Source organism: Streptomyces sp. NPDC002779 (assembly GCF_042888685.1).
Classification (GTDB): domain Bacteria; phylum Actinomycetota; class Actinomycetes; order Streptomycetales; family Streptomycetaceae; genus Streptomyces.
This window is the reverse complement of sequence record NZ_JBIAQC010000014.1, coordinates 1-13,892: the sequence shown is the minus strand read 5'-3', so window position 1 is coordinate 13,892 and position 13,892 is coordinate 1. Positions and strand designations below refer to the sequence as shown.

Sequence of the window (13,892 nt, the reverse complement as noted above, 5' to 3'; positions counted from 1 at the left end):
CCTGGCCTCCCTGCACGCCGATATGTGCGGGAGGCGCTTGATCGCCAGCTGCCGCCGGTTCCGTCCCGCTCCGGCGGCAGCGTCCGGGCCGCCGTTCCGGTCAGACCTTTCCCCGAGGAGTTCCCCATGCGCCGTGGTCTTGCGGCAGCCGTCGTCGTAGCGGCTCTCACCATCTCCGCGACTGCCTGCTCCAGCGGCAGCTCCGACTCCGACAGCTCCGGCCCGGTGACGATCACCTGGTGGGACACCTCGGACGCCACCAACGAAGCCGGCACCTTCAAGGCGCTGGTCAAGGACTTCGAGAAGGCCAACCCCGGCATCAAGGTCAAGTACGTCAACGTGCCCTTCGGTGACGCCCAGACCAAGTTCCAGACCGCGGCGGGCAGCAAGGGCGCCCCGGACGTGCTGCGCGCCGACGTCGGCTGGACGCCCGGCTTCGCCCAGGCGGGCTTCCTCGCCCCGCTCGACGGCACGCCCGCGGCCGAAGAGAGCGCGAAGTTCAAGCCGAACCTGATCGAGCAGGCGAAGTACGACGGCAAGCTCTACGGCGTCCCGCAGGTCACCGACACCCTGGCCCTGATGTACAACAAGGCGCTGTTCGAGAAGGCGGGCATCACCGAGGCCCCCGCCACCTGGGGCGAGCTCAAGGCGGACATGGCGAAGGTGGAGAAGGAGACCGGCGTCGACGGCTTCGCCTTCAACCCGCAGGCCTACTACGCCATGCCGTTCCTGTACGGCGAGGGCACCGACATGGTCGACGCCGAGAAGAAGCAGATCACCCTGAACTCACCGGCCGCCGTCAAGGGCATCGACACCCTCAACTCCGTTCTCGCCGCCCCGGGCCTGCGCAAGCTCGACACCACCAGCAACGCGTACGCCAACATCATGGACGCGTTCAACAGCGGCAAGGTCGCCTCGATCATCCAGGGCCCCTGGGAGAACGCGAACGTCTTCAAGGGCTCCGCGTTCAAGGACCGCGACAACCTCGGCATCGCTGCCCTGCCCGCGGGCGGCGCCGGTCAGGGCGCGCCGCTGGGCGGGCACAACCTGGTCGCCTACGCCGGCTCGGACGCCGCCCACCAGGAGGCGTCGCAGAAGTTCATCGCCTTCATGACCTCCGCGGACGCTCAGCAGAAGGTCGCACTCGCCAACGGCACCCTGCCGACCAGGGACGACGCCTACAGCGCGGAGGTGACCGCCAACCCCGGCATCGCCGGCTACGCGAAGCTGCTGGGCGCCGGGAAGCCGCGCCAGCCGCTGGCCGAGTACTCCTCGCTCTACACGCCGTTCGAGACGCAGCTGATCAAGATCGTCTCGAAGCAGGAGAGCACCGAGGCCGGCCTGGACAAGGCAGCCGCCGAAGCGAAGAAGCTCCTGCCGGAGTTCAGCACCCCGTAAGGCCGCCGAGGGCCGCCTTCTGCCACACCAGGGGGCGGCCCGATCCGCTGACGCTCCTTTTCCTCCTTGTCCCCTGAGGTGCCGAGATGACCACCGTCGTCGAGGGCAAGCCTGCCCGCCAGAGCCACCGCGACCAGGGCTCCGGCCGCGGTCCGATGCGACGCATCAAGAACTCCTACCACCAGTACTGGTACGCCTGGGCCATGTGCGTGCCCGTCGTCCTGGTCCTGGGCGCTGTCGTCGCCTACCCCCTGATCCAGGGGGTCTACCTGACGTTCACGGACGCCACCAGCCAGAACGTCGGACGCACCATCGGCGTCAACGAGATCCCGGACTCCTTCTCCTGGGTCGGGCTGAAGAACTACACCGAGATCCTCACCGGCCCCAACAACCAGTTCTGGCCGCACTTCACCTGGACCGTCGTGTGGACCATCGCCTGCGTGGTCCTCACCTACGGCATCGGGCTCGGCTTCGCCGTGGCCATCAACCGGGAGATCAAGGCCCGCGGCTTCTACCGGATGCTGCTGATCCTGCCCTGGGCCGTGCCGACCTTCGTCACGGTCTTCGCGTGGCGGCTGATCCTCGCCGACGACGGCGTCGCCAACCAACTCCTGCTCGGCATCGGCCTGGACGGACCGTCATGGCTGAGCGACCCGTTCGCGCAGAAGGTCGCCGCGATCGCGGTGAACATCTGGTGCGGAGTGCCGTTCATGATGGTCTCCATGCTCGGCGGGCTGCAGTCCATCCCCCGCGAGCTCTACGAGGCCGCCGAGATGGACGGCGCCACCCCCTGGCAGCGCTTCGTCAACGTCACCCTGCCCGGTCTGCGCCCCGTCAGCAGCACCGTCATCCTGCTCGGCGTGATCTGGACCTTCAACCAGTTCAACGTGATCTTCCTGCTCTTCGGCGGCAACAGCGACAGCGTCCAGATCCTCGTGACCTACGCCTACCGGCTCTTCTTCGGCCAGCAGCCCCAGGACTACGCCCGCTCCGCGACCGTCGGCATCCTGTGTCTGTCGCTTCTCGTGGTGTTCACGAGCGTCTACCGCCGCTGGCTCAAGCGCCACAACGAGGGGGTCCTCGCATGACCACCACGACCACCCCGCCGGCAGGACGCCTGAAGGCCGCGACCGACCCCCGCCGCCTGCGCAGCAGCCGCCGACGCCCGGCCTCCGTCTCCCTGCACGCTCTGCTGGCGGCGGGCTCCTTCATCGCCGTCTTCCCGGTCCTGTGGATCCTCTACATCTCCCTCGGCCCGGACAAGAACGACTACCAGCACCCCGCCCGCATCCTGGGCAACGCGACGCTGGACAACTACACCCATGTCATCCAGAACACCGGCTTCGGCACCTGGATGCTCAACAGCCTCATCGTCGCCTTCTGCACCATGCTCATCGGTGTGCTCATCGCGGCCAGCGCCGCCTACGCCGTCTCCCGGATGAAGTTCCTCGGCCGCGGCTCGCTGATGTACACGTTCCTGCTCACCCAGATGTTCCCGGTCGCCGTCCTCATGGTCCCCCTGTACCGGATCATGGGCAGCCTCGGCCTCCTGGACACCTACGGCGGTCTGGTCCTCATCTACTGCTCGACCGCGGTGCCGTACTGCGCCTGGCTCCTGAAGGGCTACTTCGACACCATCCCCGTCGAGATCGACGAGGCCGGCCGCATCGACGGGCTCTCCCCCTTCGGCACCTTCTGGCGCCTGATCCTCCCGCTGGCCCGGCCCGGTCTCTCGGTCGCCGCCTTCTACACCTTCATCACCGCCTGGGGCGAGGTCGCCTTCGCCTCCAAGTTCATGCTCACCGAGGAGAGATACACCCTCGCGGTCGGCCTGCAGACCTACGTCAGCCAGTTCAACTCCCAGTGGAACTACCTGGCCGCCACCTCGGTACTCATCGCCCTACCCGCCGGCGTGGTGTTCTACGTCGCGCAGAAGCACCTCGTGGCCGGCCTGACGGCCGGCGGCACCAAGGGCTGAGCCCAGGCACACGGCGCCCTTCGATCCACTCTGTTCACGCCGGCGCGCCCCTCCGCCGCGCCCTGACGTGAGGACTCGTCTTCATGACCCAGTTGCTCGCTGCCGCCCACCCGCCCGCCTCGTCGCGTCCCGCCACGGACTGGTGGCGGGAGGCGGTGATCTACCAGGTCTACCCCCGCAGCTTCGCCGACGCCGACGGAGACGGCATGGGCGACCTGCCCGGCATCACCAGCCGCCTGCCCTACCTGCGCGACCTCGGCGTGGACGCCGTGTGGCTGTCGCCGTTCTACTCCTCGCCGCAGGCCGACGCCGGCTACGACGTCGCCGACTACCGCGTGGTCGACCCGATGTTCGGCACCCTGGACGACGCCGTCGTCCTCATCGGCGAAGCACACCGCCTGGGCCTCAGGATCCTCGTCGACCTGGTGCCCAACCACTGCTCCGACCAGCACGCTTGGTTCCAGCAGGCCCTGCGTGAAGGCCCCGGCTCCCGCATCCGCGAACGGTTCCACTTCCGCGACGGCAAGGGCGAGCACGGCGAACTGCCGCCCAGCGACTGGGAGTCCGTCTTCGGCGGACCGGCCTGGACGCGCTCGAAGAATCCCGACGGCACCCCGGGCCAGTGGTACCTGCATCTGTTCGCGCCCCAACAGCCCGACTTCAACTGGGAACACCCGGCGGTCCGCGACGAGTTCCGCTCCATCCTGCGGTTCTGGCTCGACCTCGGGGTGGACGGCTTCCGCATCGATGTCGCGCACGGCCTGGTCAAGGCCGACGGGCTGCCCGATCTCGGCGACCACGAGCGGACGCGGCTCCTGGGCAACGACGCCGGTCCCTGCTTCGACCAGGACGGCGTCCACGAGATCTACCGCGACTGGCACACCGTCTTCGCGGAGTACGAAGGCCAGCGGATCGGCGTCGCCGAGGCATGGACCCCCACCCTGGAGCGGACCGCGAACTACGTCCGCCCCGACGAACTGCATCAGGCGTTCAACTTCCAGTACCTGGCCACCGCCTGGCAGGCGCAGGCGCTGCGTGACGTCATCGAGGGCACCCTGCGCGCGATGCGGCCGGTCGGCGCACCGGCCACCTGGGTCCTGTCCAACCATGACGTCACCCGGCACGCCACCCGCTTCGCCAACCCGCCGGGCCTGGGCACCCAGATCCGCGAAGCCGGTGACCGCGAACTCGGCCTGCGCCGCGCACGGGCGGCGACCCTCCTCATGCTCGCCCTTCCCGGGTCGGCCTACATCTACCAAGGCGAGGAGCTGGGCCTGCCCGACGTCACCGACCTGCCCGACGAGGTCCGCCAGGACCCCGCCTATTTCCGTGGGGCCGGCCAGGACGGCTTCCGCGACGGCTGCCGGGTCCCGATCCCCTGGTCCGGCACCCGCGCCCCGTACGGCTTCAACAGCGCCGAAGACGGCCCGAGTTGGCTTCCCCAGCCCAAGGCGTGGGCGGCCCTCAGCGTCCAGGCGCAGACCGGTGACCCTGACTCCACCCTGGAGATGTACCGCAGCGCGCTCGCCCTGCGGCGCAACCACCCGGCGCTCGGCGGCGGCGACAACCTGCGCTGGCTCCCGAGCGCCGAGGGAGTCCTCAGCTTCGAGCGTACGAGCGAGGACGGCGCGGTGTTCCTCTGCACCGTCAACGTCACCGGCGCGCCCGTCACCCTCTCCACCCCCGGCCGGCTCCTCATGGCCAGTGACCGTGTCACGGCCGGTGACACCCACACCGTGCTGCCCGCGGACACTACCGCCTGGTGGACCACCGCCTGACCCGCCCCGTTTCTCCGCCCCCGTTTTCTCCTGCCGACGGCCCCGCTCCCGCCTGACCGCGGTGCCGTCGGCAGGCGTACCCGCACACCCCACCCCGCGACACAACGAGGTGTTCCATGACGTCACGTTCCACCTCCGTGCCCGGCCGAGGCCGGCTGACCAGAAGGTCGGCGGCCCTGGCCCTCAGCCTCGTCGCCGGCACCGCCGTGATACCGGCCCTCGCCGCCGAGACCGACACGCCGCCCCCGCAGCCGGACAGCGTCGCAGTCGCCTCCGACTTCGACACCCAGCTGGGCTGTGCCGGAGACTGGGCCCCCGACTGCGACCAGGCCCAGATGCACCTCCGCCCCGACGGCACCTGGACGCTGACCGCACGCCTGGCCGCCGGCACGTACAACTACAAGGCAGCCCTGGACCGGAGCTGGGCCGTCAACTACGGCCTGAACGCCACGCCCGGCGGCGCGAACATCCCGCTGACCGTGCCCGCCGGGGGCGCCGAGGTCACCTTCGTCTACGACCCGGTCACCCACTGGATCACCGACACCCTCAGCACCACTCTGGTCACCGCGCTCGGCGGCTTCCAGAGTGAACTCGGCTGTGCGACGGACGAGGCCACCGACTGCCTGGCGTCCTGGCTCACCGACCCCGACGGCGACGGCATCGCCACCTTCACCACCACCGAGCTGCCCGCCGGCACCTACACCGCCCAGTCCGGCCTCGGCCTGCCCGCCCGGCCCACGAGTGACAGAACCACGTTCACCGTGGCCGCCGACGGGGCGGAGACCACCTTCGCCTACAGCACCGCCTCCAGGACGCTGAGCGTCTACCCGGGCAGACCGAAGCCGAGCCTGGCGCCCCGCTCCGGCTACTGGCTGGCCCCGGACCTCATCGCCTGGGACGCCTCGGACAGCCCCGCCGGCACCACGTACCAGCTGGCGACCGCCCCCAACGGCGGCCTGGCGGCCGCGGGGACCGGCATCACCGGCGGCACCACCATCCCCCTGCGGTACGAGCCGGAGGGCCTGCCGAAGTCCGTGCAGGCCAAGTACCCGCACCTGGCGAAACTCGGCGCGCTGCGCGTCCCCGCCGCCTGGGCCGCCAAGGCACGCGACCTCGTCAAGGGCCAGAGCGCCGTCGCGGCCATCGGCCCCGACGGCCGGCTTGTCGATGCCACGGGCCTGCAGACCGCCGGCGTCCTCGACGCCCTGTACGCGGCCGAAGCCGGCAAGGCCACCCTCGGCCCCGTCTTCCGCGACAACCGCCCGACTCTCTCCCTGTGGGCGCCGACCGCCCAGTCCGTCAGCGTCGAGCTGTACGACTCCCCCGACTCCACCAGGTCCCGGGTCCTGCCGCTGACGCTCGACCGCGCCACCGGCGTGTGGTCGGTGCGCGGCGAGCGGAGCTGGAAGGGCCTGTACTACCGCTACCAGGTCAAGGTGTGGTCACCCGCGGCGCAGAAGACCGTCACCAACGCTGTCACCGACCCGTACTCGCTGTCCTTGTCGGCGAACTCCCAGCGCAGCCAGATCGTCGACCTCGACGACCACGCCACCGCCCCCGAGGACTGGGACGCCACGCGCTCCCCGAAGGCGCTGCCCCTGGAGAAGCAGCAGATCCAGGAAGTCCACATCCGTGACTTCTCCTCCGCCGACCCGAGCGTGCCCGCCGACAAGCGCGGCACCTACCTCGCCTTCACCGAGCCCGGCTCGCGCGGCATGAAGCACCTGAAGGACCTCAAGGCCGCCGGTGTCACCACCGTCCAGCTCCTGCCCGCCTTCGACTTCGCCGGCACCCCCGAACTCCGCGCCGACCAGGCCACCCCGGCCTGCGACATGGACGCCATGGCCCCCAACTCGCCCGAGCAGCAGGCGTGCGTCGCCTCCACCCAGGCCCGCGACGCCTACAACTGGGGCTACAACCCCTTCCACTTCACCGTCCCCGAGGGCGCCTACGCCACCTCGCCCGACGGAACCGACCGCATCGTCCAGTTCCGTCGGATGGTGAAGGCCCTCCACGACGCCGGCCTCAGCGTCGTCATGGACGTCGTCTACAACCACACCGCCGCCGCCGGACAGGACCCCGCCTCCGTCCTCGACAAGATCGTCCCCGGTTACTACCAGCGCCTGGACGACACCGGCACCGTCACCCGCGACAGCTGCTGCGCCGACACCGCGCCCGAGAACGCGATGATGAACAAGCTCGTGGTGGACTCCGTCACCACCTGGGCCAAGCACTACCGCATCGACGGATTCCGCTTCGACCTCATGGGACTCGACCCCAAGCAGACCATGCTCGACGTCAAGTCGTCCCTGGCCAAGCTCACCCCCGGCCGCGACGGCATCAACGGCAAGGCCAGCCTGCTGTACGGCGAGGGCTGGGACTACGGAATCGTCGCGGGCGACGCCCGCTTCGTCCAGGCCACGCAGCAGAACATGGCCGGCACCGGCATCGGCACCTTCAACGACCGGCTCCGTGACGGCGCCCGCGGCGGCGGCATCTCCGACGCCGACCCCCGGCGGCAGGGCTTCGCCAGCGGCCTGTTCACCGCCCCCAACGGGGCCAAGATCAACGGCACCCCCGAGCAGCAGAAGGCCCGCCTGCTCCACGACATGGACCTCGTCAAGATCGGCCTGACCGGCAACCTCGCCGACTACGCCTTCACCACCAGCGACGGCACCCGCCGCACCGGCGCCGAGATCGACTACAACGGCCACCCGGCCGGCTACACCGCCGCACCCGCTGAAGCCGTCAACTACGTCGAAGCCCACGACAACCTCGCCCTGTTCGACGCCCTGGCGTACAAGCTGGCCCCCACCACCACTCCGGCCGCCCGAGCGCGCCTCCAGGCCCTCGCGCTCGCCACGAGCACCCTCTCCCAGAGCCCGTCCATGGCCCAGGGCGGCACCGACCTGCTCCGCTCCAAGTCCCTGGACCACAACTCCTACGACAGCGGCGACTGGTTCAACGCCATCCAGTGGAACTGCCAGGACGGCAACGGCTTCGGTCGCGGCCTGCCGCTCGCCGAGTCCAACAGTGCTCAGTGGCCGCTCGCGGGGCCGCTGCTGGCCGACCCAGCGCTGCGCCCCGGCTGCACCGAGATCAGTGACACCACGGCCCAGTTCCAGCAGTACCTGAAGATCAAGCGGTCCACGCCGCTGTTCTCCCTCGGCACGGCCGACGCCGTCGGCAAGCGCCTCACCTTCCCGCTGTCGGGGACGAAGGCGGAGAAGCCCGGCGTCATCACCCAGCACCTCGACGGTCACGGCCTGGACACCTACCGGTCCGTCACCGTCGTCTACAACGCCACACCCACCGCTCAGACCCAGAAGGTCAAGAGCCTCGCCGGGACCCGGCAGATGCTGCACCCCGTCCAGAGCGGCGGCAGCGACCCCGTCGTCAAGACGGCGGCCTTCGACCGGGCGACGGGCACGTTCACCGTCCCCGCCCACACCGTCGCCGTCTTCCTCGAGAAGTAGCGTCCCGCGGGTCCTGCCGGATCCATTGACGCCTCACAACTATCAGGTTACTAAGTGGAGTTACACACGAATTAGCAGTCGCCGGGGTGAACCGGCGACATGCCGATCCGTGACGGCGGGCGGACTCCCGCCGCAGAGCCGCGCCGCTGGTCAGGACGCCAGCGCCGCCTTCCCTCCATCACCCGCACCCGGCGGCATCCCCGGGTGCGGGTGATGCCCACCCCGAGGAGGCACCCCTTGCACGGCACCACCACGCGCCGCCCCCGGCGCCACAGAGCACGAGCCGCGTCGGCGGTCCTCGCCGCGACCGCCATGGGACTGGCGCTCGTGCCCGCCCTGTCCACGGCCGCCCAGGCCGAGACACCCGCCACCGCCGTCTCCGTCCCCGGCACGTTCAACAGCGAGATCGGCTGTGCCGGTGACTGGGCTCCCAACTGCGCCCAGGCCCAGCTCAGCGCCCGCACCGACGGCTCCGGAGCCTGGTCGAAGACCATCACCGTGCCGGGCGGCTCCCACGCCTACAAGGCGGCCCTCAACAACAGCTGGAACGACAACTACGGCGCCCACGCCAAGTACCACGGCGCCGACATCCCCCTGCAGATCCCCGCCGGCGGCAAGAACGTCACCTTCGTCTACGACCCGGTCACCCACTGGATCGCCGACGACATCAACAACAAGATCGTCACCGCCGCCGGCTCCTTCCAGTCCGAGCTCGACTGCGCGGCCGACTGGGCACCCGACTGCCTGACCTCCTGGCTCAAGGACATCGACGGCGACGGCACCTACACCTGGTCCACCACCGCCATCCCGGCCGGCACCTGGAAGGTCAAGGCCGCCATCGGCCAGTCATGGACCGAGAGTTACGGCCAGGGCGGCAGCCCCACGGGCGCCGACATCAGCTTCACCGTCCCCACCAACGGCGCCACCACCGACTTCGCGTACGACAGCACCACCCACGTCCTGAGTGTGCGCACGCAGGAGCCCCCTGGCCCCGCCCCCGACGGCACCCTCGGCGCCCTCTACACGCCCGCCCGGACGACCTTCCGGATCTGGTCACCCGACAACTCCCAGGTGAGCGTTACCGTCGGCGGGCAGACGCACGCCCTGCGGCCCGCGGACGTCAGCGGCTACACGGACGTCTACCAGGCCATCGTCCCCGGCGACCTCAAGAACCAGCCCTACCAGTTCCGCGTCGGCAACAACCCGGTCCGCGACCCGTACGCCCGTATGGTCAAGCCCGGCACCACCGAGGGCATCGTGATGGACGCCGACGCCGTCCAGCCCACCGGCGGCTGGGCCCCCAGACCCGCCATCACCAAGCGCGAGGACGCCGTCGTCTACGAGCTGAGCGTCCGCAACTTCACGATCGACCCCAGCTCCGGAGTCGACAGCGCCAAGCGCGGCAAGTTCCTCGGCCTCACCCAGACCGGCACCACGCACAACGGCGTCAGGACCGGCATCGACCACCTCAAGGAACTGGGCGTGACCCACGTCCAGTTGCTGCCGGCCTTCGACTTCAACAGCACCGTGCCCAACTGGGGCTACGACCCGCTCAACTACAACGTCCCCGAGGAGCAGTTCTCCCAGTTCACCGCGCCCGAGGACCGGATGCGCGAGTTCAAGAACATGGTCAACGAGTTCCATAAGAACGGCATACGCGTCCTGATGGACGTCGTCTACAACCACACCGCCAACAAGGACGTCTTCCAGAACATCACCGGCAAGTACTACACGCAGACCGACCTGTCGGCAACCGGCAACTCCATCGACGACGGCAACCCGATGGTCAGCCGCATGATCCGCGACTCACTGGAGTACTGGGTCAAGAACTACAACATCGACGGCTTCCGCTTCGACCTGCTGGGCATCCACCACGCCAAGAACGTCGACGCCTGGGCCAAACACCTCAACGACACGTTCCCCGACCGTGCCCTGCAGATCCACGGCGAGCCCTGGAGCGGCGGAGTCAGCGACCCCCAGGAAGCCGTCAAGGTCCGCTACGGCACCACCCCCACGCTGGCCGGCGGCCACGTCGGAGTCTTCAACGGCGCCTACCGCGACGCCATCAAGGGCGGCACACGCGACCGCGTCCTCGGCTACATGGGAGGTTCCTCCCCCAACACCTCCGCCATCGCCCTCGGCATGCGCGGCTCCCCGCTGGCCACCAAGAGCACCAACGCCCTGTCCGACCCCTGGGACCCGGCCTTCGCCTACGACCCCGAGCAGACCATCAACTACGTCTCCGCCCACGACGACCTCAACCTCTGGGACAAGATCACCTACTCCGGCGTGACCGGCGGCCCGGCCGGCCGCGCCGGACAGATGAACCGCTTCGCCGCCGGCATGGTCCTCACCTCCCAGGGCATCCCCTTCTTCTACGAAGGTGACGAGTTCCTGCACTCCAAGGTCGTCAACGGCGACTACGAGACCGCGAAGAACTCCTACGAGGCAGGCGACAACGTCAACGCCCTCCAGTGGGGCGAGAAGGCCCTCAACGCCGCCACCTTCCGCTACTACAAGGACGCCATCGCGCTCCGCAAGAACAGCCCCGCCCTGCGCCTGGGCACCTGGGACGCGGTGAAGGCCCAGATGTCCACCACCACCGACGGATCCGTCGTCACCTCGGCGATCAGCTCCAACGCCGGCGCGCCCGGCAGCCACGACACCGTCGTGGTCTACAACCCGACGAACAACGCCTACAACGTGTCCCTGCCCACCGGAACATGGCGGAAGGTCCTCGGCACCAACGGCGCCGTCGACTCCACCAGCACCACGGCCGACGGCCTCGCCGTCACCGTCTTCAAGAAGTCCTGACCGACGCCGGACTGTGTGCCGCCACCTATGTGGCGGCACACAGTCCGGCGCGCTGGGTCCGGCAGCCGAGTCAAAGGCGAGTTGATGGTCCCTCAGGCCGAGATTACGTGTTTTCTCAAGGCGAACGTAAACCCTTGACACGTCTCTCCTACCGCAGCAGGCTCCCCCTCCAGAGAGCGCTCCCTGGCTTTCTCGCCCCACCTCATCGCTTCGAGGAGCCGCCGTGAGTCTGATGCGCCGCCGCCTGGGCCTGCTCATAGCCCTCGCGGTCATCCTGTTGTCCTTCGCCGGCATACCGGGCCCCCCGCCCGCTCACGCCGCCGACCCTCTGCTCTCCCAGGGCAGACCGGTGACGGTCTCGTCCACGGAGAACCCGTTCGTCGGCGCCAACGCCGTGGACGGCGATCCGGGCACGCGCTGGTCCAGCGCCTTCGCCGACCCTCAGTGGATCCAGGTCGACCTGGGCTCCGCCGCCAAGATCAGCGAAGTCGCCCTGAACTGGGAGGCGGCCTACGCCAAGGCGTTCCAGATCCAGGTGTCCGCCGACGGCCGCACCTGGTCCACCGTCCACGAGACCGCCACCGGCACCGGCGGGAATCAGCGGCTGACCGTCTCGGGAACCGGCCGGTACGTCCGCATGTACGGCACCCAGCGAGCCACCCAGTACGGCTTCTCCCTCTGGGAGTTCCAGGTATTCGGCACCAAGGACACCGGCGGCAACCCGGATCCCGATCCCACCGAGAAGCTCCTGTCCTACGGCAAGACCGGCGCGGCCTCCAGCTCGCAGCACGACGGCCACTGCTGGGAGTGCAACCCGGCCCGCGCCTTCGACCGCGACCCCGCCACCCGCTGGGCGACCAGCCCCACCAACGGCTGGACCGACCCCGGCTGGATCTCCGTAGACCTGGGCGCGACGGCGCAGATCAGCAAGGTGGTGCTCCAGTGGGACCCGGCGTACGCCAGGTCGTTCCAGATCCAGGTCTCACCCGACAACACGAACTGGACCCCGATCTACTCGACCACGTCCGGCACCGGCTTCAAGCAGACCCTGACCGTCTCCGGCACCGGCCGGTACGTCCGCATGTACGGCACCCAGCGGGCTACTGCGTACGGCTACTCACTGTGGGAGTTCCAGGTGTACGGCACCGGCGGCGCCCCGATCACCCCGCCCCCGCTGCCGCGTGACCCCGCCGACCCGCCCCGGATCGTCTGGCAGGACGAGTTCAACTCCCCGGCGGGCACCAAGCCCGACCCGGCCAAGTGGTCCGCGGACCCCGGCACCGGCCCCAACAACGAGCTGGAGTACTACACCAACCACGACAACGTGAGCATGGACGGCGCGGGTCACCTCGTCCTCGAGGCACGCAAGCAGGCCACCCCCGGCACCTCGTGCCCGACCGATCCGCTCACCGGGAGCGGCACCTGCCAGTACACCTCCGCCCGGATCAACACCGGCAACAAATTCGAGTTCACCTACGGCCGGGTCGAGGCGCGGATCAAGGTGCCCAAGGGCAATGGTCTGTGGCCCGCCTTCTGGATGATGGGCGCCGACTTCCTCGACGGCCGTCCGTGGCCGTACAACGGCGAGATCGACATCATGGAGGTCCTCGGAAAGGACGTGAAGACCTCGTACTCGACCGTCCATGCGCCGGCGTACAACGGCGGCGGCGGGATCGGCGCTCCCTACAAGCTGCCGGGGGACGCCGACTACTCGGACGACTTCCACGTGTGGGCGGCCCACTGGGACAGCAAGGGCATCGTCTACAGCCTGGACGGCCGGACCGTCCTCACGCTCGACAAGGCACAGATCGAAGAGACCCGCGGCCCTTGGGTCTTCGACCACCCCTTCTACCTGATCCTCAACCTCGCCGTCGGCGGCGACTGGCCCGGCCCGCCCGACGCCTCCACCCCGTTCCCGGCGAAGATGCTGGTGGACTACGTACGGGTCTACCAGTGACACGCTCTGCAGGGCTGTCACCGGGCTGACGCCGAAAGGCCGGTGACCGGGTGGCCGGGATCCAGCGATCCCGGCCACTTGGCGTCCACCGACGGTGATCAGCTTCGTGGGAGCCCGGCCTCGGGTACGGGGTCGGCGCGGCGGGCGCGGCGGGCTCCGATCAGCAACAGGGCGCACGCGAGCATGAAGAGCGGCCAGGGCGTGAACGGCAGGACCACGGCGTCGACGACGGTCCAACTCCCCAGCGTCCAGGCGATGAAGGCCGGCGGGGTGATGCCGCGGCGGTCGACCGTCAGGCCGATCAGGATGAGCGGTATGCCAAAGCTGTCCAGGCTGAGCCAGTACGCGCTGCCTGCCGGGCTCATGTCGGCGAGGTCCTCGTTCCGCAGCCCCCCCCGTTACCTTCTTCGTGGCTCCGCAATGGGGCCTCCGGCCTTCGGGTCCGGCATGACTTCCCCCCCTTGTTGCGGTTGATGATCCGGGGGGTGGTG

The 13,892-nt window shown here is 69.4% G+C and carries 8 protein-coding genes; 7 read left to right on the top strand and 1 reads right to left on the bottom strand.

Annotation, left to right across the window (positions count from 1 at the left end):
- The first annotated feature begins 126 nt into the window (after positions 1 to 126).
- The 7 genes from ACFYW5_RS30610 (at position 127) to ACFYW5_RS30580 (ending at position 13,401) form a co-directional block, all read left to right on the top strand.
- The gene (locus ACFYW5_RS30610; RefSeq protein WP_389420356.1) at positions 127 to 1,398 is read left to right on the top strand and encodes an extracellular solute-binding protein; all 1,272 of its coding nucleotides are present in this window, start codon (positions 127 to 129) and stop codon (positions 1,396 to 1,398) included.
- 86 nt (positions 1,399 to 1,484) lie between these two features.
- The gene (locus ACFYW5_RS30605; protein ID WP_389420355.1) at positions 1,485 to 2,486 is read left to right on the top strand and encodes a carbohydrate ABC transporter permease; all 1,002 of its coding nucleotides are present in this window, start codon (positions 1,485 to 1,487) and stop codon (positions 2,484 to 2,486) included.
- Positions 2,483 to 3,376, top strand: a complete 894-nt coding sequence (locus ACFYW5_RS30600) for a sugar ABC transporter permease (protein ID WP_389420354.1) — start codon at positions 2,483 to 2,485, stop codon at positions 3,374 to 3,376. Before ACFYW5_RS30605 ends, ACFYW5_RS30600 begins: the two co-directional genes overlap by 4 nt.
- A gap of 83 nt (positions 3,377 to 3,459) precedes the next feature.
- Positions 3,460 to 5,154 (top strand): glycoside hydrolase family 13 protein, encoded by a 1,695-nt coding sequence (locus tag ACFYW5_RS30595; protein WP_389420353.1) that lies wholly within the window; start codon positions 3,460 to 3,462, stop codon positions 5,152 to 5,154.
- A gap of 116 nt (positions 5,155 to 5,270) precedes the next feature.
- The gene (pulA, locus tag ACFYW5_RS30590) at positions 5,271 to 8,630 is read left to right on the top strand and encodes a pullulanase-type alpha-1,6-glucosidase (protein ID WP_389420352.1); all 3,360 of its coding nucleotides are present in this window, start codon (positions 5,271 to 5,273) and stop codon (positions 8,628 to 8,630) included.
- A 237-nt stretch (positions 8,631 to 8,867) separates the two neighbouring features.
- Positions 8,868 to 11,444, top strand: a complete 2,577-nt coding sequence (locus tag ACFYW5_RS30585; RefSeq protein ID WP_389420351.1) for an alpha-amylase family glycosyl hydrolase — start codon at positions 8,868 to 8,870, stop codon at positions 11,442 to 11,444.
- Positions 11,445 to 11,676: 232 nt separating this feature from the next.
- The gene (locus tag ACFYW5_RS30580) at positions 11,677 to 13,401 is read left to right on the top strand and encodes a discoidin domain-containing protein (RefSeq protein WP_389420469.1); all 1,725 of its coding nucleotides are present in this window, start codon (positions 11,677 to 11,679) and stop codon (positions 13,399 to 13,401) included.
- Positions 13,402 to 13,499: 98 nt separating this feature from the next.
- Here ACFYW5_RS30580 and ACFYW5_RS30575 read toward each other — a convergent pair whose 3' ends face one another.
- A complete protein-coding gene (locus ACFYW5_RS30575; RefSeq protein WP_389420350.1) occupies positions 13,500 to 13,766 on the bottom strand; it encodes a hypothetical protein in 267 nt (88 codons plus the stop codon).
- Positions 13,767 to 13,892: the final 126 nt, after the last annotated feature.